The 23,531-nt window shown below is 71.5% G+C and carries 18 protein-coding genes and 1 pseudogene; 6 read left to right on the forward strand and 13 right to left on the reverse strand.

Annotated elements, in window-relative coordinates; genetic code table 11:
• Position 1 precedes the first annotated feature (1 nt).
• From zwf to pgl, 3 genes are read left to right on the forward strand one after another with little or no spacing between them, the layout of a single operon-like run.
• Complete coding sequence (zwf, locus tag IG05_RS0134280) at positions 2 to 1,540, forward strand: glucose-6-phosphate dehydrogenase (protein WP_030347974.1); 1,539 nt, start codon at positions 2 to 4, stop codon at positions 1,538 to 1,540.
• Entirely contained in the window at positions 1,537 to 2,607 is a 1,071-nt protein-coding gene (opcA, locus tag IG05_RS0134285; protein WP_030347975.1) for a glucose-6-phosphate dehydrogenase assembly protein OpcA, read from the forward strand. The genes zwf and opcA overlap by 4 nt, the downstream gene beginning before the upstream one ends.
• Positions 2,604 to 3,386: a 6-phosphogluconolactonase gene (gene pgl / locus IG05_RS0134290; RefSeq protein ID WP_030347976.1), complete on the forward strand. Its 783-nt coding sequence runs from the start codon at positions 2,604 to 2,606 to the stop codon at positions 3,384 to 3,386. Before opcA ends, pgl begins: the two co-directional genes overlap by 4 nt.
• A gap of 47 nt (positions 3,387 to 3,433) precedes the next feature.
• Here the strand turns inward: pgl and IG05_RS0134295 are convergent, their stop codons facing one another.
• The 5 genes from IG05_RS0134295 to IG05_RS0134315 form a co-directional block, all read right to left on the reverse strand.
• Positions 3,434 to 4,273, reverse strand: coding sequence for a carbohydrate ABC transporter permease (locus IG05_RS0134295; protein WP_030347977.1), 840 nt, complete (start codon positions 4,271 to 4,273; stop codon positions 3,434 to 3,436).
• Between the two features lie 10 nt (positions 4,274 to 4,283).
• The gene (locus IG05_RS0134300; RefSeq protein WP_030347978.1) at positions 4,284 to 5,636 is read right to left on the reverse strand and encodes an ABC transporter permease subunit; all 1,353 of its coding nucleotides are present in this window, start codon (positions 5,634 to 5,636) and stop codon (positions 4,284 to 4,286) included.
• Positions 5,637 to 5,647: 11 nt separating this feature from the next.
• The gene (locus IG05_RS0134305) at positions 5,648 to 6,973 is read right to left on the reverse strand and encodes an ABC transporter substrate-binding protein (protein WP_030347979.1); all 1,326 of its coding nucleotides are present in this window, start codon (positions 6,971 to 6,973) and stop codon (positions 5,648 to 5,650) included.
• Positions 6,974 to 7,001: 28 nt separating this feature from the next.
• Complete coding sequence (locus IG05_RS0134310; protein WP_030347980.1) at positions 7,002 to 8,609, reverse strand: glycoside hydrolase family 13 protein; 1,608 nt, start codon at positions 8,607 to 8,609, stop codon at positions 7,002 to 7,004.
• Positions 8,610 to 8,780: 171 nt separating this feature from the next.
• Positions 8,781 to 10,052 carry an ABC transporter substrate-binding protein gene (locus IG05_RS0134315; protein ID WP_030347981.1) on the reverse strand — a complete coding sequence of 424 codons (1,272 nt, stop codon included), beginning with the start codon at positions 10,050 to 10,052 and terminating at the stop codon, positions 8,781 to 8,783.
• A gap of 133 nt (positions 10,053 to 10,185) precedes the next feature.
• Between IG05_RS0134315 and IG05_RS0134320 the strand changes: the two genes are divergently transcribed.
• From IG05_RS0134320 to IG05_RS0134330, 3 genes are read left to right on the forward strand one after another with little or no spacing between them, the layout of a single operon-like run.
• Positions 10,186 to 10,692, forward strand: coding sequence for a PadR family transcriptional regulator (locus IG05_RS0134320; RefSeq protein ID WP_030347982.1), 507 nt, complete (start codon positions 10,186 to 10,188; stop codon positions 10,690 to 10,692).
• Positions 10,689 to 11,441, forward strand: a complete 753-nt coding sequence (locus IG05_RS0134325) for an ABC transporter ATP-binding protein (RefSeq protein WP_030347983.1) — start codon at positions 10,689 to 10,691, stop codon at positions 11,439 to 11,441. Before IG05_RS0134320 ends, IG05_RS0134325 begins: the two co-directional genes overlap by 4 nt.
• 20 nt (positions 11,442 to 11,461) lie before the next feature.
• Positions 11,462 to 13,744, forward strand: coding sequence for an FtsX-like permease family protein (locus tag IG05_RS0134330; RefSeq protein ID WP_030347984.1), 2,283 nt, complete (start codon positions 11,462 to 11,464; stop codon positions 13,742 to 13,744).
• A gap of 63 nt (positions 13,745 to 13,807) precedes the next feature.
• On the opposite strand, the pseudogene IG05_RS42745 reads toward IG05_RS0134330, so the two are convergent.
• From IG05_RS42745 to IG05_RS0134370, 8 genes and pseudogenes are all read right to left on the reverse strand, one after another.
• Positions 13,808 to 14,787: pseudogene (locus IG05_RS42745) on the reverse strand (hypothetical protein).
• A 52-nt stretch (positions 14,788 to 14,839) separates the two neighbouring features.
• On the reverse strand, positions 14,840 to 16,105 hold the full coding sequence (locus IG05_RS0134340) for an MFS transporter (RefSeq protein WP_030347985.1): 1,266 nt from the start codon (positions 16,103 to 16,105) through the stop codon (positions 14,840 to 14,842).
• A 142-nt stretch (positions 16,106 to 16,247) separates the two neighbouring features.
• On the reverse strand, positions 16,248 to 16,583 hold the full coding sequence (locus IG05_RS0134345; RefSeq protein ID WP_003976875.1) for an RNA polymerase-binding protein RbpA: 336 nt from the start codon (positions 16,581 to 16,583) through the stop codon (positions 16,248 to 16,250).
• Positions 16,584 to 16,787: 204 nt separating this feature from the next.
• Positions 16,788 to 17,024, reverse strand: coding sequence for a preprotein translocase subunit SecG (gene secG / locus IG05_RS0134350; RefSeq protein ID WP_078894678.1), 237 nt, complete (start codon positions 17,022 to 17,024; stop codon positions 16,788 to 16,790).
• 108 nt (positions 17,025 to 17,132) lie between these two features.
• Positions 17,133 to 17,909: a triose-phosphate isomerase gene (gene tpiA / locus IG05_RS49600; protein ID WP_030347987.1), complete on the reverse strand. Its 777-nt coding sequence runs from the start codon at positions 17,907 to 17,909 to the stop codon at positions 17,133 to 17,135.
• Positions 17,910 to 17,915: 6 nt separating this feature from the next.
• Positions 17,916 to 19,127 (reverse strand): phosphoglycerate kinase, encoded by a 1,212-nt coding sequence (locus IG05_RS49605; protein WP_030347988.1) that lies wholly within the window; start codon positions 19,125 to 19,127, stop codon positions 17,916 to 17,918.
• A gap of 133 nt (positions 19,128 to 19,260) precedes the next feature.
• A complete protein-coding gene (gap, locus tag IG05_RS0134365; RefSeq protein ID WP_030347989.1) occupies positions 19,261 to 20,268 on the reverse strand; it encodes a type I glyceraldehyde-3-phosphate dehydrogenase in 1,008 nt (335 codons plus the stop codon).
• Between the two features lie 298 nt (positions 20,269 to 20,566).
• Positions 20,567 to 23,521 (reverse strand): M14 family metallopeptidase, encoded by a 2,955-nt coding sequence (locus IG05_RS0134370; protein WP_030347990.1) that lies wholly within the window; start codon positions 23,519 to 23,521, stop codon positions 20,567 to 20,569.
• Between the last annotated feature and the right edge of the window lie 10 nt (positions 23,522 to 23,531).

Raw genomic sequence — 23,531 nt, forward strand, 5'->3', positions numbered from 1 at the left:
GTTGTCACCCGTTTCCGGTTCCGGAGCGAACCCGCTTCGTGACCCGGCCGACCGGCGGCTCCCGCGTATCGCGGGGCCGTCGGGCCTGGTCATCTTCGGCGTCACGGGCGACCTGTCGCGCAAGAAGCTGATGCCCGCGGTGTACGACCTCGCCAACCGGGGTCTGCTGCCGCCGGGCTTCTCGCTGGTGGGCTTCGCCCGCCGCGACTGGGAGCACGAGGACTTCGCCGAGGTCGTCCACGACGCGGTCAAGGAACACTCGCGCACCCCCTTCCGCGAGGAGGTCTGGCAGCAGCTCATCCAGGGGATGCGCTTCGTCCAGGGCACCTTCGACGACGACGAGGCGTTCGAGCGGCTGCGCGCCACCATCGAGGAGCTGGACAAGGCACAGGGCACGGGCGGGAACTTCGCCTTCTACCTGTCGGTGCCGCCCCGCTCCTTCCCGGTGGTCATCCAGCAGCTGAAGAAGCACGGTCTGGCCGACCAGACCGGCGGTTCCTGGCGGCGTGCGGTCATCGAGAAGCCGTTCGGGCACGACCTGGCGTCGGCCGAGCAGCTCAACAAGGTCGTGCACGAGGTGTTCGAGCCGGACCAGGTGTTCCGGATCGACCACTACCTCGGCAAGGAGACCGTCCAGAACATCCTGGCGCTGCGCTTCGCCAACACGATGTTCGAGCCGATCTGGAACCGGTCCTTCGTGGACCACGTACAGATCACGATGGCCGAGGACATCGGCATCGGCGGCCGGGCCGGCTACTACGACGGCATCGGCGCCGCCCGCGACGTCATCCAGAACCACCTGCTCCAGCTCATGGCCCTCACCGCCATGGAGGAGCCCGCCTCCTTCGACGCGGACGCGCTGGCCGCGGAGAAGGAGAAGGTGCTCGGCGCCGTCCGGCTGCCGAAGGACCTGGGCGCCAACACGGTGCGCGGGCAGTACGCGGCGGGCTGGCAGGGCGGCCAGAAGGTCATCGGCTACCTCGAAGAGGACGGCATCGACCCGAAGTCGAAGACCGACACCTACGCCGCGGTCAAGCTGGAGGTGGACAACCGCCGCTGGGCGGGCGTCCCCTTCTACCTGCGCACCGGCAAGCGCCTCGGCCGCCGGGTGACGGAGATCGCGGTCGTCTTCCAGCGGGCCCCGCACTCCCCCTTCGACCACACGGCGACGGAGGAACTGGGCCAGAACGCGATCGTCATCCGCGTCCAGCCGGACGAGGGCATCACGGTCCGCTTCGGCTCGAAGGTGCCGGGCACCTCGATGGAGATCCGGGACGTCTCCATGGACTTCGCCTACGGCGAGTCGTTCACGGAGTCCAGCCCGGAGGCGTACGAGCGGCTCATCCTGGACGTGCTGCTCGGCGACGCCAACCTCTTCCCGCGCACGGAGGAGGTCGAGCTGTCCTGGAAGATCCTCGACCCGATCGAGGAGTACTGGGACAAGCACGGCAGGCCCGCACAGTACAAGTCGGGCACCTGGGGTCCCGTGGAGGCGGACGAGATGCTCGCACGAGACGGACGGAGCTGGCGGCGGCCATGAAGATAGACCTGACCGACACCACCGCCGGAGAGATCAACAAGGCGCTCGTGCGGGGCCGCCGCGCCATCGGCACGCCCGCCGTCGGCATGGTCCTCACCCTCGTCATCGTCACCGACGAGGAGAACGCCTACGACTCGCTGAAGGCCGCCAACGACGCCTCGCGCGAGCACCCCTCGCGCACGCTGGTGGTCATCAAGCGGGTCTCGCGTTCGCCGCGCGACCGTACGTCCTCGCGGCTGGACGCCGAGGTGCGGGTGGGCGCGGACGCGGGCACCGGCGAGACGGTCGTCCTGCGGCTGTACGGCGAGGCCGCCGACCACGCCGACTCGGTGGTCCTGCCGCTGCTGCTGCCGGACGCCCCGGTGGTCGTGTGGTGGCCGGTGAACGCCCCGCTGGACCCGGCGAAGGACCCGCTGGGCGCGCTCGCCCAGCGCCGGGTCACCGACACCTACGCCGCCGAGGAGCCGGTGCGGGAGCTGTCCGCCCGTGCCTCGGCCTACACGCCCGGCGACACCGACCTGTCCTGGACCCGGATCACGCCGTGGCGCTCGATGCTGGCGGCGGCCCTGGACCAGGTCACCTGCGAGGTGAAGGCCGTCGAGGTGGAGGGCGAGGAGTTCAACCCGAGCTGTGAGCTGCTGGCGATGTGGCTCGCGGACCGGCTGGACCTGCCCGTGAGGCGTTCGCTGTCCTCCGGTCCCGGTCTGACCGCGGTTCGCATGGACACCAGCCAGGGCCCGATCGTGCTGGACCGGGCCGACGGCTCGCTGGCCACGCTGTCCATCGAGGGCCAGCCGGCCCGCGCGGTGGCGCTGAAGCGGCGGGACACCGCCGAGCTGATCGCGGAGGAGCTGCGCCGGCTGGACCCGGACGACACCTACGCGTCGGCGCTGCGCTACGGCGTGGACCGGCTGGACACGGTCGCGCAGCAGACCTCCGAGACCGGGACCACGGCCGAGCCGGCCGCGGAACCGGAACCGGTCGAGGATGCGGCCAAGGCCCCCGCGAAGAAGGCGGCGGCCAAGACCGCGAAGAAGGCACCGGCGAGGAAGGCGACGGCGAAGTGAGCACTCCGCAGCTGGTCGTCCACCACGACAAGGAGCTGATGGCGCAGGCCGCCGCGGCCCGCCTGATCACGAAGATCGTGGACGCGCAGGCCTCCCGGGGCACCGCGTCCGTGGTCCTCACGGGCGGTCGCAACGGCAACGGCCTGCTGGCCGCGCTGGCGGCGGCCCCCGCCCGGGACGCCGTCGACTGGGGCCGCCTGGACCTGTGGTGGGGCGACGAGCGCTACCTTCCCGAGGGCGACCCCGAGCGCAATGTCACGCAGGCCCGCGAGGCCCTGCTGGACTCGGTGCCGCTGGACCCGGAGCGCGTGCACGCCATGCCCGCCTCCGACGGCCCGTACGGCTCGGACGTCGAGGCCGCCGCGGAGGCGTACGCGGCGGAGCTGGCGAAGGCGGCCGGACCGGAGAACCACGGTGCGGTGCCGGCCTTCGACGTCCTGCTGCTGGGCCTCGGCCCGGACACCCACGTGGCCTCGCTCTTCCCGGAGCTGCCGGCCGTACGGGAGACCGAGCGCACGGTGGTCGGCGTGCACGGTGCCCCGAAGCCGCCGCCCACCCGGATCTCGCTGACCCTTCCGGCGATCCGCGCGGCCCGCGAGGTCTGGCTCCTCGCGGCCGGCGAGGACAAGGCGGAGGCCGCGGCCATCGCCCTGTCGGGCGCGGGCGAGATCCAGGCCCCGGCGGCGGGCGCGTACGGCCGCTCGCGCACCCTGTGGCTCCTGGACTCGGCGGCGGCCTCCCGGCTGCCCAGGTCGCTGTATCCGCCGGCGTCTCCGTGACGCCCGCGGGGGTGTAGCCGCGGCGGGGGCTCCGGCCCCCGCCGCCGCTATTTCACCGACCCCGCCATCACGCCCTGCACGAAGTGCCGCTGGAAGGCGAAGAACACCACGACCGGCACGATCAGGGACAGGAACGCGCCCGGCGCGAGGACGTCGATGTTGCTGCCGAACTGGCGGATCTGCGACTGGAGTTCCACGGTCAGGGGCTGGGCGGAGCTGTCCGCGAAGAGCAGGGCGACCAGCATGTCGTTCCAGACCCACAGGAACTGGAAGATGGCGAGCGAGGCGAGCGCCGGGCGGCCCACCGGCAGCACCAGCCGGGTGAAGATGCGCCACTCGGTGCCGCCGTCCATCCGGGCCGCCTCCAGCATCTCCTTCGGGATGTCCGCGAAGTAGTTGCGGAGCAGGAAGACGGCGAAGGGCAGGCCGTAGGCGACGTGGAAGAGGACGACCCCGGGGATCGTGCCGAACAGGCCCAGCGCGCCGAAGAGTTTGGCGACGGGCAGCAGGCCGATCTGCACCGGCACCACCAGCAGGGCCACCACCAGCAGGAACAGCGGCTCCCGCAGCGGGAAGTCCAGCCAGGCGAAGGCGTATCCGGCGAGGGCGGCGATGACGACGACCAGGGTGGTGGCCGGTACCGAGATCAGCACCGTGTTCCAGAAGGCCTGCGTCATGCCGGAGTTCTTCAGCAGCGCCGAGTAGTTGTCGAAGGACAGCCGGCCGGGCGCGGCCAGCGCCGTCCACCAGCCGCCCTTCGCGGTGTCCTGGGCCGAGCGCAGGGAGGACACGAACAGTCCGGCCAGCGGGGTCAGCCAGACCAGCCCGATGACCACCAGGAAGGCCTGCACCAGGCCGCTGCCCAGGCCGCGCCTGATCGCGTTCATCGCTGACTCCTCATCGCTGACTCTGTCGGAAACGGCGGACGTTGAAGACCATCGCGGGGATCACCAGGAGCAGGAGCAGGACGCCGAGGGCGCTGCCGAGGCCCTGGTCGTTGCCGCCGCCGAAGGAGACCAGCCACATCTGGGTGGCGAGGACGGTGGCGTCCTCCTGCACCGGGCCGGGCGCGATGATGTAGACGAGGTCGAAGACCTTCATCACGTTGATGACGAGGGTCACGAAGACCACGGTGAGGACGGGTGCGAGCAGCGGCACGGTGATCCGGCGGAAGATCTGCCACTCGTTCGCGCCGTCCATGCGGGCCGCCTCCAGCGCGTCCCGGGGCAGCGTGGACAGGCCGGCGCCGATCAGGACCATCGCGAAGCCGGTCCAGATCCACAGGTAGGCGCCGATGATCGCCGGGGTGACCAGGGTCGGGCCGAGCCAGGAGATGCCCTGGTAGGGCGGGGCGAAGTTCGACTCGGGCAGTTTCACCGTGTAGGAGCCGCGCTCCAGCCCCGGGAAGCGGAAGGAGCCGTCGGCGGCGGTCGTGGTGCTCGCGACCGTCCTGCCGTCCCGCACCGCCTGGACCGTCATGCCGGGCAGACCGCTCTCCTCGGGGTCGACCGCGCCCTGCTTCCCGCCGCCGCCGGGGGTGAAGTCCAGGTAGACGACTCCGCGCAGCTCGCCGGGCGCGGCCTTGCGGCCGGCCGCCGTGCGGGCGGGTGCGGCGTCCCGGGGCAGGTCCTTGGGCAGGACGCCGACCATCGGGAGGGTCACGGTGTCACCCGCCGAGGCGGTCGTCCGGTAGGAGCCGTCCGGGTCCTGGGTGAGCAGGCCGGTGCGGCCGCGGGCGGTCGGGTAGGTCGACGTGCCCTGGAAGGCGTCGTGGACGGAGACGACGGCCGCGTTCAGCACGCCCTTGTCCGGGTCCTCGTCGTAGGCGAGCCGGAAGATGATGCCGGCGGCGAGGAAGGACACCGCCATCGGCATGAACAGCAGGAGTTTGAAGGCGGTCGCCCAGCGGACCTTCTCCACCAGGACGGCCAGGATCAGGCCGAGGCCGGTGAGCAGGGCGGGGGCGACGACGACCCAGATGGTGGTGTTCCGGATGGCCTTCAGGGTGGCCGGGTCGCGGAACATCTCGGTGTAGTTGGCGCCGCCGACGAACCGGGTGCCGGAGGCGTCGAAGAAGCTGCGGCCGACGGAGAACAGCACCGGGTAGACGACGAGGGCGCCGAGCAGGAGCAGCGCGGGGAGGACGAAGAGCAGGGCGATGAGCCGGCCGCGCCGCCGGCCGCGGCGCGCGGGCGCCGGGCCGGCGGCCCGCGGGGCCGCCTGCCGCTTCAGAGCAGTGGTGGCGGTCATGGTGCTGCCGTTCAGTCCTGGTAGGCCTTGGCCGCCGCGGCTTCCAGCTTCGCCGCGGTGCCCTTCGGGTCCGACGGGTCGCGCAGGAAGTCCTGGAGCAGCTTCCACTCGCCGGCCCCCTTGGTGCCGCCGAAGGCCGCCGGGGCCTGGTCGGACATGTCGAAGCGGACCGAGTCGCCGGCACCGACCAGGGACTTGGCGGTGGCACGGGTGACGTCGTCGCCGTACGCGGCGGGGTCCAGCTTCTTGTTCGGGGACAGGAAGCCGCCGGCCTTCGCCCAGACGGCCGCGGCCTCGGGGGTGGCGAGGTACTCCAGCAGCTTCATGCCGGCCTTGGCGTTCTTGGCGTCCTTGAGGACGACGGCCGCGTCACCGCCGCTGACCACCGGGGCGGTGCCGCCGTCGACCGCGGGGAAGGGGAAGAAGCCGGCGTCCTTGCCGATGGCCTTGCCGTACTGGTCGTGGGCGACCCCGGCCACGAAGTCGCCCTCGTAGACCATGCCGGCCTCGGGCTTGGGCCCGAAGACCTTCTCCACGGAGCCGGGGAAGTCGGTGTTCAGGGCCCCCTTCTGGCCGCCCGCGATCAGCTGCTTGTCCTTGAACAGCTTGCCGAGGGTGGTGAGCGCCTCGACCACGGTCGGGTCGGTCCACTTGAGCTTGTGGGCGGCGAGGGCGTCGTACTTCTCGGGGCCGGCCTGGGAGAGGTAGACGTTCTCGAACCAGTCGGTGAGGGTCCAGCCGTCCTGTCCGGCGACGGCGAAGGCGGCGAGTCCGGAGTCGGAGACGGTGTGCCCGGCCTTGAGCAGGTCGGCGTACGTCTTCGGGGGCTTGACACCGGCCTGGGTGAGGGCGTCGGGGCTGTACCAGACCGTCGACTTGTGGGCGGCCTTGAAGTAGAGGCCGTAGAGGGTGCCGTCGACGCTGCCGTACTTCTTCCACACGGGGGCGTAGTCGGCGTCGATGGTCTGCTGCGCGGTCGGCGAGAGCGGCTTCAGCCAGCCCTTCTTGGCGAACTGTTGCAGCACGCCGACCTGGGGGACCATCACGACGTCGGGTGCGTTGCCGCCCTCGATCTTGCTGCCGACGACGGTGGAGACGTTGTCGCCGGTCGACACGAACTGGGTCTTCGCGCCGGTCTTCTCCGTGAACGCGTCCAGCACCTTCTGGAAGTTCTTCTGCTCGCTGCCGGACCAGACGCCGGCCACGGTGACGGTCTGGCCGCTCAGGGCCTTGTCGCCGCCGCCGGCGGAGACGTCCCCGCCGCCGCAGGCGGTGGCACCGAGGGCGAGCGTGAGGGCGATGCAGCTGGTGAGCAGGGTGGTGCGGCGTCGCATCATCGTTGATGTCCCTTCAAGAGGCGGTGGATCAGAGGTCGTTCAGCCACCAGGCCGCCGTGGCGCCGGGCAGGACGCCCGGTGCACAGGGGCCGCTGGACAGCAGGGGGGTGCCGGAGACCGGCGCGGGCGTGGGGGCGGTACCGAAGTTGACGGCACAGACCAGGCCGTCGCCGCGGACGAAGGCGAGGACGCCCGGCGGGGTGTCCAGCCAGTCCAGCGGGCCGTCGCCCAGCTGGGGCAGGGTCTTGCGCAGGTGCAGACCCTCCCGGTACAGGTGCCAGAAGGAGCGGGTGTCGGCGAGGGCGCGGTCGGTGGCGTACTCGGCGAAGTACTCCGGCTGGGGCAGCCAGGGCTTGGCGCCCTCGGCGCCGGAGGTGAAGCCGAACGGGGAGGCCTGCCCGGACCAGGGCAGCGGCACCCGGCATCCGTCGCGGATCCGGGCGCGGCTGCCGGTGCGCCGGAAGATCGGGTCGGTGAGCACGTCGTCGGGCAGGTCGACGACCTCGGGCAGGCCGAGTTCCTCGCCCTGGTAGATGTACGCGGCTCCGGGCAGCGCCAGCATCAGCAGGGCGGCGGCGCGGGCGCGGGCGGTGCCGAGTCCGCTGCCCTCGGGGGCGGGTTCGCCGTAGCGGGTGACGGTGCGGACCTGGTCGTGGTTGTTGAGGACCCAGGTGACCGTGGAGCCGGTGCCGGCGATGTCCTGCATCGCCTCGGAGATGACCTTGCGGAAGGCGTCGGCGTCCCAGGCGGCGCCGAGCAGGTCGAAGAAGAAGGCCTGGTGGAGTTCGTCGGGGCGCACGTACAGGGCGTGTTCGCGGGCGGTGGGGACGGAGACCTCGCCGACCAGCAGGCGTTCGCGGCCGTCCCGGGCGCCGTACTCCTCGCAGGTGGCGCGCCAGCGGCGCCACACCTCGTGCACCTCGGGCTGGTTCCAGGCGAGCGGGTTGACCGAGTCGCGGGTGCGGGCGTCGGCCTCCGGGTCGTCGGAGTCGGGCAGGTCCGGGTGCTTGAACAGGCCGGCGGCGACGTCGATGCGGAAGCCGTCCACGCCCCGGTCGAGCCAGAACCGCAGGGTGCGGTCGAACTCGGCGGGGATCTCGGGGTTGCGCCAGTTCCAGTCGGGCTGCTCGGGCGTGAACATGTGCAGGTACCACTGGCCGTCGGCGACGCGGGTCCAGGCCGGGCCGCCGAACATGGCGTGCCAGTTGTTGGGCGGCTCGCTGCCGTCGGGGCCGCGGCCGTCGGCGAAGTGGAAGCGGGCGCGGGCCGGGCTGCCCGGGGCGCTGTCGAGGGCCTCGCGGAACCAGGGGTGCTCGCTGGAGCAGTGGTTGGGGACGATGTCGAGGAGCACCTTGATGCCGAGGCGCCGGGCCGCCGCCATCAGCAGGTCGAACTCGGCGAGGTCGCCGAAGACCGGGTCGACGTCACGGTAGTCGGCGACGTCGTAGCCGTGGTCGTGCTGCGGCGAGGGGTAGAACGGGCTGAGCCAGATCCCGTCGACGCCGAGCTTCTTCAGGTACGGCAGCCCGGCCCGGACGCCCGAGAGGTCGCCGATGCCGTCGCCGGTGCTGTCCAGGAAGCTGCGGACGTACACCTGGTAGATCACGGCGTCCCGCCACCAATGATGCCTGTTCAACCCTGTGGAACCTGTCTCTGAAAGGGGGGCTGTTATGCATGCATGTTAGGTAGGCGGCGCACTCAGGTGTCAACGAAGTGAACGGAAGATACTGGCCGGTTGGGCTCGCAAACGCCAACAAATCACCCCAAGGCGACAGCAGTCGTGATGGTGGCGTTACCTAACAAGTAACTAGCGTCGGGCGATGGCGTCGAGTTCGCGCGCCAGCCGGCGCACGGCCTGCCCGGGCGTCTGGCGTCCGGTGAGCGCGTCCTGCACGACCGCCTGCACGGCCAGGCTCACCTGGTCGTAGTGCGGGCTCTTGGGGCGCGGCCGGGCGGTGAGCACGGCGGTGCGCAGGGTCGGCAGATAGGGGAACCGCCTGGCGAGCGCGGGCTCCTCGTAGAGCCCCGCGCGTACGGGCGGCAGCGCGCCCCGGGTGAGCACCTGGCGCTGCACGGGCGCGCTGGTGAGGTAGGCGATCAGGCGCGCGGCGGAGTCCGGGTGCCGGGCGTGGGAGTTGACCGCGAGGTTGGAGCCGCCGAGCACGCTGGTCCCCGGGCCGTCGGGGCCTGGCAGCGGTACGGCGCCGATCCGGCCGGCGACCTTCGAGCCCCGCTCCGAGGCGACGGCGTAGGCGTAGGGCCAGTTGCGCAGGAAGAGCAGCCTGCCGTCCTGGAAGGCCTGTTTGGACTCCTCCTCCTTGTAGGTCAGCGCCCGCTTCGGGATCCAGCCCTCGCGCAGGCCGCGGGCGAGGAAGCCGATGCCCTCGCGGGCGGCGGCCGAGTCGACCGTGACCCGGGTGCCCTCGCCGCCGAGGATCGTGCCGCCCGCCGAGTACACCGCCTCGGCCGCGTTCACGGTCAGGCCCTCGTAGGGCAGGAACTGGCCCGCGTAGCCGTCGAGCCCGTACTTCGGCGCGATGGTCCTCGCGTCGCGCTCCAGCTCGCCCCAGGTGTGCGGCGGGGACACGCCCTCCTTGGCGAGAATGTCCTTGCGATACAGGAGGAGTCCGGCATTCGTCACATACGGGACCGCGTACAGCCGACCGTCGTACGTGGCCGTGTCCACCACCGGCGGCAGGAAGCTGTCCAGCGGGAAGCGGTCGCGCGGCAGCGGGCGGATCCAGCCGGCCGCCGCGAACTCCGGGGTCCAGTCGACGTCGATGTTCAGCACGTCGAACCGGCCCCGGTCGCCGCCGCGCAGGTCGGTCGTCATCTGCGCGTGCGTCTCGTCGGCGGAGTCCGGCAGCTCGACCAGGGTGACCTTCTCACCGGGATGCGTGCGGTTCCAGCCCTGGAGCAGCGGGCCCAGATAGCCGGTGAGGTCACCCGCGGTGGCCAGGGTGAGCGGGCCGCGCCCGCCGCCGGCCGCCTCGTCGGCGCGGGCGCCGGAGGTGACGTACCCGGTCATGATCACCACGAGAACCAGCAGGCCCCTACCGGCGGCGCGTATCCACCGCATAGGTTCCTCCCTGTACACCGGCACCACGGGCACCCTTGCCCACCCTCGTCCGAGGACCGAGGCCATGTATACCCGTTAGGTATGCGCGATACTAGGGCCTGGAGCACATGGAGCAGACAGGAGGACAGCACGAGTGCGCCTGCCCCTCCTGGCACTCCTGGCCCGCGGCCCGGCCCACGGCTACGAGCTGAAACAGGACCTTGAGCAACTGCTGGGCTCCGCGTACCCTCAGCCGAACGTCGGCCAGATCTACGTCACCCTCGGCCGCCTGGAGAAGTCCGGGCTGATCGCGGGCGAGGACGTCGAGCAGTCCAGCCGGCCCAACAAGAAGGTCTACCACCTCACCGAGGCCGGGCGTGAGGCGCTGCGCGTCTGGTTCGAGGAGACCGAGGACGAGCCGCGGGTGCGGGACGAGTTCTTCATGAAGCTCGCCCTGGCCCCGCAGACCGGTATCGCCGACCAGATCGCCCTCATCAACCGCCAGCGGCGCCAGTACCTCAACACCATGCGCGACCTGTCGAAACTGGCCGCGGCCGAGAACCGGGACAACCGAATCGCCCAGCTGCTGATCGAGGGCGCGATGCTGCACCTGCAGGCCGACCTCGACTGGCTGGAGCGGTGCCAGGAGGAACTGGAATGACCGAGCACCCCGCTCCGGTGCTGCGCGCCGAGGGTCTGGTGAAGACCCACCACGGCGAGGGCGCGCCCGCGCACGCCGTGCGCGGGGTGGACCTGAGCGTGGCCCGCGGCGAGTTCGTGGCGATCACCGGGCCGTCCGGGGCCGGCAAGTCCACGCTGCTGCACCTGCTCGGCGGGCTGCAGCGGCCGGACGCCGGCAGCGTCTGGCTCGACGGCCGGTGCACGGACGCCTTCGGCGAGGCCCGCTGGGCGGTGGAGCGCCGCAAGGCCATCGGGATCGTCTTCCAGTTCTTCAACCTGGTGTCGAACCTGTCCGTCGCCGACAACGTCGAGCTGCCCGCGCTGCTGGCCGGCGTCCCGCAGAAGAAGGCCCGCGCCGAGCGCGAGGCGCTCCTGGCCGAGCTGGGCCTGGAGGGCAAGGAGCGCAGCATGCCGGGCGAGCTGTCCGGCGGCGAGCAGCAGCGGGTCGCGCTGGCCCGGGCGCTGGTCAACCATCCGCCGCTGCTGCTCGCCGACGAACCGGCCGGCAGCCTGGACAGCAAGGGCACCCGCGAGGTGATGCGGCTGCTGTCGCGCTTCCACGCGCGCGGCCAGAGCATCGTCCTGGTCACCCACGACGCCCGGCTGGCCAGCGCGGCGGACCGGGTGATCAGCTTCTTCGACGGCCGCATCGCCGACGACGCGACCCTGGACGCCACGCCGTCGCCCCGGCGGGGCGGTATCTCCGGGGTGCTGGAGCTGAGGGACTGACCGTGCCGGACCTGAGGGACGTGCGGGCCACGTTGCGCTGGGCGCACTCCGACCTGCGGACGCACCGCGGCGAGGCGTTGTTCCTGGTGCTGGCCACCGCCGGCATCGTGGCCTCCCTGCTGCTCGCCACCGCCCTGTTCGGGTACGCCACCAACCCCTGGCAGCGGACCTTCGCCGAGGCGCGCGGGGCGCACGTGTGGCTGCACACCGCGCCGTCCGCCGACGCCCGGGAGCTGGCCCGGCTCGACGGCGTGACCTCCGTCGCCGGCCCCTACCGCACCGAGTCCGCCACCGTCGCCGCCCGCGGCACCCGCGCCCTGGTGGAACTGCGCGGCACCCCGCGCCCGCCCGCCATCGGCCGGCCCCTGCTCACCGCCGGACGCTGGCTGGACCCGGCCTTGCCGGACGGGGTGGTGCTGGAGAGCAGCCTCGCCCGCGCCCTGCTGGCCGAGCCGGGCGACACCCTGACGCTGCCCGGCACGGCCCGCACCCTCACCGTCGAGGGCATCGCGGAGAGCGCCGAACCCCCCTACCGCCCCGGTGAGCAGCCGGGCCTGGTGTGGGCGCCGCCCTCCGCGGTGCGCGCCCCGGCCGGCCAGGTCATCGGGCTGCGGCTCGACGACCCCGCCGACACCGACTACGCCGTCCAGCGCGCCGTCACCGTGCTGGGCGCCGGCGCGGTCGGGGAGGTCTCCACCTGGCAGCAGGCCCGCGCCGAGGCCCAGGGCACGGGCCGGCTGCTCGGCCAGGTGCTCGGGCTGTTCGGCCTGGGCGCCCTGGTCGCCGCCGGGTTCGCCGTGCACGGCGCGATCGCCACCCGCATCCGCGGACACCTGCGCGACCTGTCGGTCCTCAAGGCGATCGGTTTCACACCCGGCCAGGTCGTCCGGATCTACCTGCTCCAGCACCTGGCGTACGCCGTGCTCGGGGCCGTCGCCGCGGCGGCGCTCACCGAGGGGCTGGGCAGCCTGGTCCCGGGGCGGCTCGGGGACGCGGTGGGGGTGTGGCAGGGGCTGCCCGGGCACAGTCTGGCGCTGTGCGCGGTCCCGGCGGGCGCGGTGCTGTTCATCGGCCTGACCACCGGGCTCGCGGCCTGGCGGGCGGGCCGGGTGCCGCCGGTTCCGGTGCCGCGTCCGGCCGCCCCGAAGGGCGGCGGGCTGAGCGGACCGGCCCGGCGGGCGCTCGGTCTGCGGCTGCCGGCCGCGCTGGTCCTCGGCTGCCACAAGGCGTTCGCCGGGCGCGGCCGGTCCCTGGCCACCGTGGCCCGGCTGACCCTTCCGCTGCTGCTCATCGTGGTGGCGCTCAGCTCCTGGACCACGCTCGACCGCTTCCACAGCAGCCCCGAGCGGGTCGGGCTGCCGACGACGCTCACGGTCCGCTCGGACGGCGCCCTGGACGCGTCCGGCGTACGGGCCGTGCTCACGCGCGACACCCGGGTCCGCGCCGCCTACCCGGGCGTCGAGGTGGCCGCGCTGGTCCCCGGCCAGACCGGCACCATCGCCCTGCGCGGCGTCGGCACCCGCGCCGAGCCCTACCCGTACGCCCTCGCCGAGGGCCGCGCCGCCCGCGGACCGGACGAGGCGGTGGCCGGCCAGGGCCTGCTCGACCTGCTGCACGCGCGGGTCGGCGACTGGGTGCGGATGACGGTGGGCGACCGGCCGCAGATCCTGCACATCGTGGGCCGCGTCCTCGAACCGCGCAACGCCGGCCGGGTCGTGACCACCTCCCTGGACACCCTCCGCGAGAACGACCCCGGGCTGGTCCCCGCCTTCTACGAACTGCGGCTGCGCGCCGACGCCGACCCGCACCGGGTGGCCGCCGCGCTCGTCTCGGCCGGCCGCGGCCACCTGGAGGTGCATCCCGTGACGAACCCCGCCGACGGGCTGTCCCCGCTGCGCGGTGTCGTCGCCGGGCTGATCGCCGTCCTGGCCCTCATCGGACTGGTCGAGCTGCTCACCGCGATCGGCGGCAGCGTCCGCGAGGGCGAGCGGGACGTGCTGGCGCTGCGGGCGATCGGCATGTCCCCCCGGCAGATCACCGCGATCACCGTGACGGCGACGAGCTGTACGGCCCTGGCGGCGGTCGTCGCCGGGACGGCGCTGGGGCTGCCGCTGGCCCGCCGGCTGATCGACGCCCAGGGCGGCTCCAGCGGCATCGGGGCCGGCATCGCCCAGTCCCCCTCCCCCGGTCTGCTGCTCCTGCTGGGCACGGCCGCCGTGCTGGGCGCGGCGGCCCTGGCCACGCTGCCGGCGGCCCGCTCGGCCCGCCGCCGCCTCGCGGACACGTTGAGCGCGGTGGGCTGAGCGGGAGCCCGAGCGGGCGGACGAAACCGGCCGGGGCCGCTGCGGCGGTGGCCCGCGGACGGTTCAGCTCCGGCCGCGCAGCTCCCGGTACGTGGCGACCAGCGCCTTGGTCGACGCGTCCAGGCCCGGGACCTCGGCGCCCTCGGTGAGCGCGGGCTCGACGCGCTTGGCGAGGACCTTGCCCAGCTCCACGCCCCACTGGTCGAAGGAGTCGATGTTCCACACCGCGCCCTGCACGAACACCTTGTGCTCGTAGTGCACCGACTTGCCGTTGGACTCCATGTCGAGTTGCTGGAGGTAGGCGGTGAACTTGGAGAGGTAGTGGCTGTACGGCAGCACCGCGTGGGTCTGGGCGTCGTGGAAGTTGCCGTACCAGATGCCCAGCAGCTGGTCTCGATGGTGGTGAAGGTCTTGGAGGCGATGATGAACAGCGTCTGAGCCGGGTCCAGGTCCCGGGTGGCCTCGTGCAGGTCGGCGCCGTCCACGTTGGAGACGAAGCGGACCGTGAGATCGCGGTCGGTGAAGCTGCGCAGCACCTCGTAGGCCATCGCGGGGCCGAGGTCGGAACCGCCGATGCCGATGTTGACGACGTTCCTGATGCGCTCGCCGGTGTGGCCGGTCCACGCGCCGGAGCGGACCCGCTCGGCGAAGTCGCTCATCCTGTCGAGCACGGCGTGCACGGCCGGAACCACGTTCTCGCCGTCGACCTCGACGACGGCGTCGCGCGGGGCGCGCAGCGCGGTGTGCAGCACGGCCCGGTTCTCGGTGACGTTGATCTTCTCGCCGCGGAACATGGCGTCCCTGAGGCCGAAGACGTCCGTCGCCGCGGCCAGCTCGCGCAGCAGCCGCAGCGTCTCGTCGGTGACCAGGTGCTTCGAGTAGTCGATGTACAGGTCGCCGACCTGGAGCGTGTACCCGCTGCCCCGCGCGGGATCGGCGGCGAACAGGTCCCTCAGGTGGGTGTCCGCCAGCTCCTCCCGGTGCTTGGCGAGCGCGGCCCATTCGGGCGTCTGGTTGAGCCTGGTACGGCCGTCTGCGTTCATATCCGACTTCAGCCTTCTTTCGTGCCTGTCCCAGCTGTTCCAACCTAATTGATCACCGCACGGTGTGAGCCGTCGTGACGCCGTCGTCCGGCGCGACAACAGGTACGTCCGCCGTGCGGACCGGTATCAGCGACAGGACGGACAGGACGAAGAAGACGGCCGTGAGCAGGGCCGGCGTGCCGGGCCCCCACGCCGTGGCCACGGCACCGCCGAGGAGCGCGCCCAGCGGCGCTCCCGCGACGGCCAGGGTGCGGAACGCCGAGCCGACCCGGCCGAGCAGGTCGGCGGGGGTGCGTTGCTGCATCAGGGTGGTGGAGTTGACGTTCCACAGCATGCCCATGAACCCGAAGACCGCGAGGGCCACCGTCAGGGCGGCCAGGCTGCGCACGGTGCCCATGACGACGAGGGCGCCGGTCTGCACGGTGCCGGCGAGCAGCACGGCCCGCAGGGCGCCGGTCCGGGCCGTGACCCACCGGTGCGCGACTCCCCCGGCCAGCCCGCCGACGGTGTACGCGGTGGCCGCGGCCGCGTATCCGCCGCTGCCCGCGCCCAGCCAGCCGGTCACGAGGACGACCAGGGTGGCGATCAGGGCGCCCATGCCGACGTTGCACAGGGCCGTGGAGGCGCACAGTCCGCGCAGGGCCCGGTCGTGCCACAGGGTGCGCAGTCCCTCGGCGATGTCCCGGCGCAGGGTGCCGCCCGCCGGTCTCGGCGCGCGTTCGACCGCGTTGGTCCTGAGGAACCCGACCAGCGCGGCGGCCACGAGGAAGGTGGCCGCGTCGGCCGCGAAGGGCACGGCCGCCCCCGCGGCGATCAGGACCGGCACGGCGGGTGCCCCGAGCAGCCCACCGGTGATCTTCTGTCCGGTCAGCAGCCGGGCGTTGGCGCCGCCGAGTGCCTCCCGGTCCACCAGCGCCGGCAGCAGGGCCGTGGCGGCGTTGTCGAAGAGCGTCTGAAGGGTGGTCAGGGTGAAGGCGAGCGCGACGAGCAGGGTGATCGAGGCGTGCCCCAGGGCGACGACCACCGCGAAGGAGGCGACGAGCAGTCCGCGTACCGCGTCCACCGTCCACATCGCCCGCCGCTGGTCCACCCGGTCGGCGACCGCCCCGCCGAGCAGTCCGAAGACGATCCACGGCAGGTAGCCGCAGGCGGTCACGGCGGCGATCAGCAGGGGCCGGTCGGTCAGCGAGGCGGCGAGCAGCGGCAGCGCGGCCGTACGCAGCGCGTCACCGAAGCTGGAGAGCACGGCGGCGCTCCACAGCCGTCCGAAACCTCCGCGCCACGCGAGCGCACGCCTCTGCGCCGCCCCGGCTGTCACAGCTGTCCCGATCCCTGTCACAACTCCCCCTGACGGTTCCCGCCTTCACGAGAACCGTAGAGGGCACCACTGACAATCGGCCGGCGCCGGGCGGTGATGCGGCTCCGGCCGGGCGCCCGCGGGCACCCGGCCGGTGAAAGTCCTAGATCTCGCCGCGCAGTTTGGCGAGCGCCTCGGCGAGGATCGCCTCGCCGTCCGCGTCGCTGCGCCGCTCCCGCACGTACGCGAGGTGCGTCTTGTACGGCTCGGTGCGCGGCGGGTCCGGCGGGTTGTCCCGGTCCTGGCCGGCCGGGAAGCCGCAGCGCGGGCAGTCCCAGGTCTCGGGAACCTGCGCGTCGCTGGCGAAGCTGGGCTGCGTCTCGTGCCCGTTGGAGCACCAGAAGGAGATGCGCAGACGCGGCGCGGACTCGCCGCGCTCGGCCTCGCCCATCGGCCCCGCCCCGACCCGGCTTCCTCGGATCGCGTTGCCACTTGCCACGGTCGTAACTCCCTGCGTGATGGTGCCGCGAAGTGAGTCGGCGTTTCGCTTCGCTGCGAGCGCCTCAGTCTACGTAAGGCCCAACGCGCGTCCAGTGATTGGAGTTACCGGCCCCCCATATCCAGACGCAAGCCCCATGATAGGCCGCGCTCGGGGGCGCGTGCCGAACATGGGGCTTTACGAGCGGATTGTGCTGTTCGCGTGTCAGCTGGTCGTCTTCATCAGCATGCCGAGGACGATGATGCACGCGAACCACAGCAGGCCCACCACGATGGTGATCCGGTCGAGGTTGCGCTCGGCGACCGAGGAACCGCCGACGGAGGACTGCATGCCGCCTCCGAACATGTCGGAGAGGCCGCCGCCCTTCCCCTTGTGCATCAGCACCAGCAGCATCAGCAGCAGGCTGAAGACGATCAGGGCGATCGAGAACCCCAAAACCACGGCTGGACCAACTTCCTCGGAATCGGATGGACGACGGGGGCACAGCACGCCGGCCGTGCCCCCGCAAGAGTACGACGTATCGCGGCTACCGCCTACTCACAACCAGGATCACTGGTCGCGGAAGCGCACGATCTTGACGAACTCGTCGGCGTCCAGCGAGGCACCGCCGACCAGGGCGCCGTCGATGTCGGCCTTGGCCATGATCTCGGCGACGTTGCCGGACTTCACGGAGCCGCCGTACTGGATGCGGATCTTGTCGGCGACGTCCTGCGAGTACAGCTCGGCGAGCTTGGCGCGGATGGCGGCGCAGACCTCCTGGGCGTCGTCGGCGCCGCAGACCTGGCCGGTGCCGATGGCCCAGACGGGCTCGTAGGCGACCACGATCGTCTCGGCCTGCTCGGCCGGCAGGTCCTTCAGACCGCCCTCAATCTGGGCGAGGGTGTGGGTGACGTGGTTGCCGGCCTGGCGGACGTCGAGTTCCTCGCCGACGCACAGGATCGGGGTCAGGCCGTGCCTGTAGGCCGCCTTGACCTTGGCGTTGACGGTCTCGTCGGTCTCCTGGTGGTACTGGCGGCGCTCCGAGTGGCCGATGACCACGTAGGTGCACTTGAGCTTGGCCAGCATCGGGCCGGAGATCTCGCCCGTGTAGGCGCCGGAGTCGTGCTGGGAGATGTCCTGGGCGCCGTACTTGATCTTGAGCTTGTCGCCGTCGACCAGGGTCTGCACCGAACGCAGATCGGTGAAGGGGGGCAGGACGGCGACCTCGACGGCCTCGTAGTCCTTGTCGGCCAGGGCGAAGGCGAGCTTCTGGACGTGTGCGATGGCCTCAAGGTGGTTGAGGTTCATCTTCCAGTTGCCCGCCATCAGCGGCGTGCGGGTCGTCATGCGGGGTCAGTCCTCCAGTGCGGCGAGGCCGGGGAGCGTCTTGCCCTCAAGGTATTCGAGGGAGGCGCCGCCACCGGTCGAGATGTGGCCGAACGCGTTCTCGTCGAAGCCGAGCGTACGCACGGCCGCGGCGGAGTCACCGCCGCCGACGACGCTGAAGCCGTCCGATTCGACGAGTGCCTGGGCGACCGCCTTGGTGCCCTCGGCGTAGTCGGGGTGCTCGAAGACGCCCATGGGACCGTTCCAGAAGACGGTCGCGGCGTCGACGAGCTTCGAGGCGTAGAGCTCTCGGGTCTTCGGGCCGATGTCCAGGCCCTCCTGGTCGGCGGGGATCTTGTCCGCGTCGACCACGGTGTTCTCGGTGGGCGCCTTCGTCTTCAGGTCCGGGAACTCCCGGGAGACCACGACGTCGACGGGGAGCACGAGCTCCACACCCTGCTTCTCGGCGCGCTCCAGGTACTCGGTGACGGCCGGGATCTGGTCCTCCTGCAGGAGGGAGATGCCGACCTCGTAGCCCTTGGCCTTGAGGAAGGTGTAGGCCATGCCGCCGCCGATGAGCAGCCGGTCGGCCTTGCCGAGCAGCTGGTCGATGACGGCGAGCTTGTCGGAGACCTTGGCGCCGCCGAGCGCGACCACGTAGGGGCGCTTGACGTCCTCGGTGAGCTTCTTGAGGACACCGACCTCGGTGGCGATCAGGTAGCCGGCGTAGTGCGGCAGCCGGGCCGGGAGGTCGTAGACGGAGGCGTGCTTACGGTGGACCGCGCCGAAGCCGTCACCGACGTAGACGTCGGCGAGGGCGGCCAGCCGGTCGGCGAACTCGCCACGCTCGGAGTCGTCCTTGGCGGTCTCGCCGGGGTTGAAGCGCAGGTTCTCGATGACCGCGACCTGGCCGGGCTGGAGGCCGTCGACGGCGTCGTGGGCGGCCGGACCGACGGTGTCCTGGGCGAAGGCGACCGGGGCGCCGAGGAGTTCGCCGAGGCGCTCGGCGGCGGGCAGCAGCGAGAAGGCGGGGTCCGGGGCGCCCTTGGGGCGGCCCAGGTGCGAGGCGACGACCACCTTGGCGCCGGCGTCGGCGAGGGCCTTGATGGTCGGCAGGACGGCGCGGATGCGGCCGTCATCGGTGATCGTCCCGTCGGCCAGCGGCACGTTGAGGTCGGCGCGGACGAAGACCCGCTTGCCGCTCACGCCGTCGGCGAGAAGTTCGTCGATCGTCTTCATTGAGTGGACTCCTACAGGAGGGCTCGTGGTGCACCTGATCGTAAAAGGACGTGGTCAGTACGTGGGACAGGGCCCGGACAGCGCGGCGGTGCGCTGCACGGGCCCTGCTCTCACTTCGGGGTCCTGCTGGCGATCAGAGCTGGTTGCCGACGAAGACCGTGAGGTCGACGAGGCGGTTGGAGTAGCCCCACTCGTTGTCGTACCAGCCGATGACCTTCACGTTCTTGCCCTCCTGGACCATGGTCAGGGAGGAGTCGAAGGTGCAGGAGGCCGGCTCGTTGACGATGTCGGAGGAGACGATCGCGTCCTCCGTGTACTCCAGGAGGCCCTTCAGCTCGCCCTCGGCGGCCTTCTGGAAGGCGGCGTTGACCTCTTCCTTGGTGACCTCGCGGCCGAGCTCCACGACCAGGTCGGTGACGGAGCCGGTGGGGACCGGGACGCGCATGGCGATGCCGTCCAGCTTGCCCTTCAGCTGCGGGAGGACCAGCGCGGTGGCCTTCGCGGCACCCGTGGTGGTCGGGATGATGTTCTCGGCGGCGGCACGGGCGCGGCGCAGGTCCTTGTGCGGGAAGTCCAGGATGCGCTGGTCGTTCGTGTACGCGTGCACCGTGGTCATCAGACCCTTGACGATGCCGAAGTTCTCGTCGAGGACCTTCGCCATCGGCGCCACACAGTTGGTGGTGCAGGAGGCGTTGGAGATGACGTGGTGGTTCGCCGGGTCGTACTTGTCCTGGTTGACGCCCATCACGATGGTGATGTCCTCGTCCTTGGCCGGAGCCGAGATGAGGACCTTCTTGGCGCCGCCGGCGATGTGCTTCGCGGCGTCTTCCTTCTTGGTGAAGATGCCGGTGGACTCGATGACGATGTCGACACCCAGCTCGCCCCAGGGGATGTCCGCCGGGTTGCGCTCGGACAGCACCTTGATGGTGTGACCGTCGACCGTGATGGTGTCGGCGGTGTGGGAGACCTCCTGCTTGAGGCGGCCCAGGATCGTGTCGTACTTGAGCAGGTGAGCGGTGGTCGCGGTGTCACCCAGGTCGTTGACAGCCACGACCTCGATGTCCGCGCCCTGCTCCAGCAGTGCGCGGAAGTAGTTACGCCCGATGCGGCCGAAGCCGTTGATGCCTACGCGGATCGTCACGAACCGATCTCCTCGTTGGTACGCCGGCCATGCGGTGCCGGCGAGCTCTGTTTGGGATGTCCCCGACCACCACCGACCCTACCTCTCTGAGGGCCCCGAGGTGACATCGAGATGTCCCATACACGGGCAGGCGGTCCGTACCCGTCAGTAGGGGTACGGACCGCCTCGGATCGACAGCGGTTTCATCCGTATTCATTACGGAATGCGGGGCACTTCTGACGCTTTTTTCACTCGTTCGTGAGCGGGTCGGCTCAGTTGATGAGTACCCCGTTTCCGCACCGTTGAGAGGGGGTTCCGCTCACCTGTCGAGCGCGTCGTACGCCTTCCGCAGCAGAGCCGCCCGGCCGGCCGCCGACGACACCTGCTCCAGGCCGAAACCGAGCAGCACCGTGTCGTCCGTGGTGACCGCTCCATAGGTCTGGAACAAAGTTCCGGTGCGCGCCCAGTCCTTCAGCACCGCCGGGCTGCCGGCGGGCGGGCCGGCCGTCCTCCATGCGCCCAGCGACGACTCGAAGCCCTCGGTCTCCCGCGCCGCGCCGCGCACGACCAGCGAGGCGTCGTCGGCGAGGACGCCGTGCCCGCCGGTGCCGGGGTCGGTGATGTAGCCGAGCGAGACCTCGACGGACTTGCCCGCGTACGCGCTCAGGTCGAAGCTCACCTGCTGCCAGCCGGCGGAGCTGCCGGTGAGGCTGTGCCAGGACCCGGTGGTTCCGGTCGCGGTGCAGGCGTTGCCCGTGAGCGTCAAGTAGTGCTTCAGCCAGGGGTGCTCGTTGATCAGGAACCCGGCCCCGCAGTCCTCCGGCACGGTCGTCGCCGTGGCCCCTCCGGCCTCCGGCAGGGTCGTCCAGTCGTCGGCGCCCACGGTGTGCGCCTCGACCACCGCGTGGTCGTAGCCCGGCTCGGTGTCCCACAGCAGACGGGTGCTCAGGGCCGGCTTGTCGGCCGCGGTGACACCGGTGAGGTCGATGGTGCGGGTGAGGCGCTTGTAGGCGTCGTCGGTGTGCACGGCGGCCGCCATGGCGGAGCCCGCGTACGGCCCGTACGGGTTGACGGTCCCCGCGAAGGTGCCCGCGCCCGCGCTCTTGAACTGGGGGTACGCGGCGACCGGCAGCTCGTCGGAGGTGACGCCGTAGGTGCCGGCCTTGTCCAGCGGGTTGCCGGGCGCGTCGCCGAGGGCGCCGGTGAAGCCGCCGAGCGCACCGGAGCCGGTGAAACCGGTGGCCCCCTTGGTCGACGTACGGCTGTAGGCGCCCAGGTAGTACTGGCTGAAGTCGTCCGACAGGGTGCCGTCGCCGAGGTCGACGCTGCCGCCGGCCAGCTCGCCGGCCTCGATCAGCCTGCCGCCCTCGTTGAGGTAGGCGCGCAGCTGGAGCTGGGTGGCGTTGGCGGGGCCGTTCGCGCCGGAGTAGTGCACGACCGTCCGGAAGTGCTTCAGCACGCCGAGCGCGTCCGGGGCGCCCTGCGTGGCCACGTCCCAGACGAGGGCCCGGTGCCCCGCGGCCTTCAGCGCGTCCACGTACGTCCGCGCCTGCGTGGCAGCCGTGCCCTCCTCGGCCACCACGAGGGTGTCCGCCCGCGGCCGTTCGGCGACGGTGTAGGTGAAGTGGGTGCTGGAGACCTTCTTCCCCTTGCCGGTCTCGCCGGTGAACCACACCTCGACCTTGTCACCCGGCTCGCCGCCCTTCACCTCGGCGCGGTACTCGTCGAAGTAGAGGTCGTCCTCGCCGCCGTAGGTCTCGCCGCCCTTCCAGGACTTCAGTGCCCGCACGCGCGTACGGCCGCCGTCGACGCGGTACTTGAGCTCCTTGTGCCGGACCGCCTTGCGGACGACGACGGAGACCTCCTGGCCGGCACCGCGGGCGTACGACGTGGAGAGCGCGGCCGGGGTGAAGTCGGCGGCGCTCAGGCCGACCGAGGAGGCCGGCTTGTCGGGGTGTACGGCGGTCTCGGCGACGGAGAGCGCGAACGGGACGTTCTTGGCGAACTCCTGCTGGATCAGCTTCTCGTCGTCGGGAAAGTTGAAGACCGACTGGCAGTCCTGGCTCTTCCAGGCGTCGTCGGGATCGAGGTCCGACGCGGTCTGGCAGGTCGACATCTCCGGGGTGAACATCGCCATCCCGTTGACGTTCGACGCGTGGCCGTCCGCCTCGCCGTTGGTGGTGTACAGCTCCGAGGAGACCTGCGGGTGGTAGCCGGGGACGGCGGAGTTGCCCGGGGTGCCGGCCAGCGCCTTGTAGAGGACGTCGTCGGGGGTGGGCGTGGCCACCTGCCAGCCGACGCCGTAGAGGAGGAGTTCGGCGGCGGAGTGGTAGTTGATGGCGTACCGGAAGCCGACGCGCTTCTCGAAGCCGTCCAGCGCCTTGGTCTCGGGCTCGGAGCCGGGGCTCGCGCCGCGGTAGGTCTGGCTGGTGGGGTTGGGGGACGAACCCTCGTCGTCGTAGCCCCACTTGTAGGCGAAGTTGCGGTTCAGGTCGACGCCGTCACCCGTGCTGATGACGCCGTCGCCGTTGACGTCGCGCAGGTTCTTGCGCCACAGGCGGGTGCCGGAGTCCTTGAAGGTGTAGTCGTAGCCGTCGGGGTTGGCCGAGAGGACGAACCACAGCTCCGTCGAGTCGACGATCTTCTTGACGCGCTTGTCGGTCCGGTAGCGGTCCAGGTAGTAGTGCATCAGCCGCCGGGTCATCTCCGGCGTGATCCACTCGCGCGCGTGCTGGTTGGACATGTACAGCACGGAGGGCTTGGAGCCGTCCTTCGACTTCTTCGCGTCCCTGGTCAGTTTGAGCGCGAGGATGTCCTGGCCCCTGACGGTCCTGCCGATGGACTCGACCTTCGTGAGGCCGGGGTGGGCCCGGGCGGTCCGCAGGATCTCCTCCCTGAGTCCGCCGCTGCCGCTGTACGGGCGGAACACGCCCTGCGCGGCGTCCTCGACCCGGGCCTCCGCCCGGGCGGACAGGGTGTGCTCGGTGAGGGTGACGCCCTGCTTGCGCAGCTGCGCGGCCTGCTTTTCGGTGAGGTAGACCTCCACCCGGGTCCTGCCCCCCGCGGCGGCCTGCTCACCGAGTTCGTGTCCGTCCTGGCCGGCCTTGAGCAGGAGGGGTACCTGCTTCTGGGTGACCTCGGCGCGGAAGACCTTGACCTCGTCCGGTCCGGAGGGTGCCGGGCTCGCGCTCTGTGCCTGTGCCGTGGGTGCGAGGCTCGCTCCGCCGATCAGAAGCGCGCCGACAGCGAGGATCGATCTCGCTCTGTGTCTCATGAACCCCCCT

The sequence above is a fragment of the Streptomyces sp. NRRL S-1022 genome, from assembly GCF_000720135.1.
Classification (GTDB): Bacteria; Actinomycetota; Actinomycetes; order Streptomycetales; family Streptomycetaceae; genus Streptomyces.

Bases quoted from the DNA above. Each gene is read 5' to 3' on its own strand.
- opcA (WP_030347975.1), top strand. From the start codon at position 1,537: ATGAAGATAGACCTGACCGACACCACCGCCGGAGAGATCAACAAGGCG.
- IG05_RS0134295 (WP_030347977.1), bottom strand. From the start codon at position 4,273: ATGAACGCGATCAGGCGCGGCCTGGGCAGCGGCCTGGTGCAGGCCTTC.
- IG05_RS0134300 (WP_030347978.1), bottom strand. From the start codon at position 5,636: ATGACCGCCACCACTGCTCTGAAGCGGCAGGCGGCCCCGCGGGCCGCC.
- IG05_RS0134305 (WP_030347979.1), bottom strand. From the start codon at position 6,973: ATGATGCGACGCCGCACCACCCTGCTCACCAGCTGCATCGCCCTCACG.
- IG05_RS0134315 (WP_030347981.1), bottom strand. From the start codon at position 10,052: ATGCGGTGGATACGCGCCGCCGGTAGGGGCCTGCTGGTTCTCGTGGTG.
- IG05_RS0134325 (WP_030347983.1), top strand. From the start codon at position 10,689: ATGACCGAGCACCCCGCTCCGGTGCTGCGCGCCGAGGGTCTGGTGAAG.
- tpiA (WP_030347987.1), bottom strand. From the start codon at position 17,909: ATGACGACCCGCACGCCGCTGATGGCGGGCAACTGGAAGATGAACCTC.
- IG05_RS49605 (WP_030347988.1), bottom strand. From the start codon at position 19,127: ATGAAGACGATCGACGAACTTCTCGCCGACGGCGTGAGCGGCAAGCGG.
- IG05_RS0134370 (WP_030347990.1), bottom strand. From the start codon at position 23,521: ATGAGACACAGAGCGAGATCGATCCTCGCTGTCGGCGCGCTTCTGATC.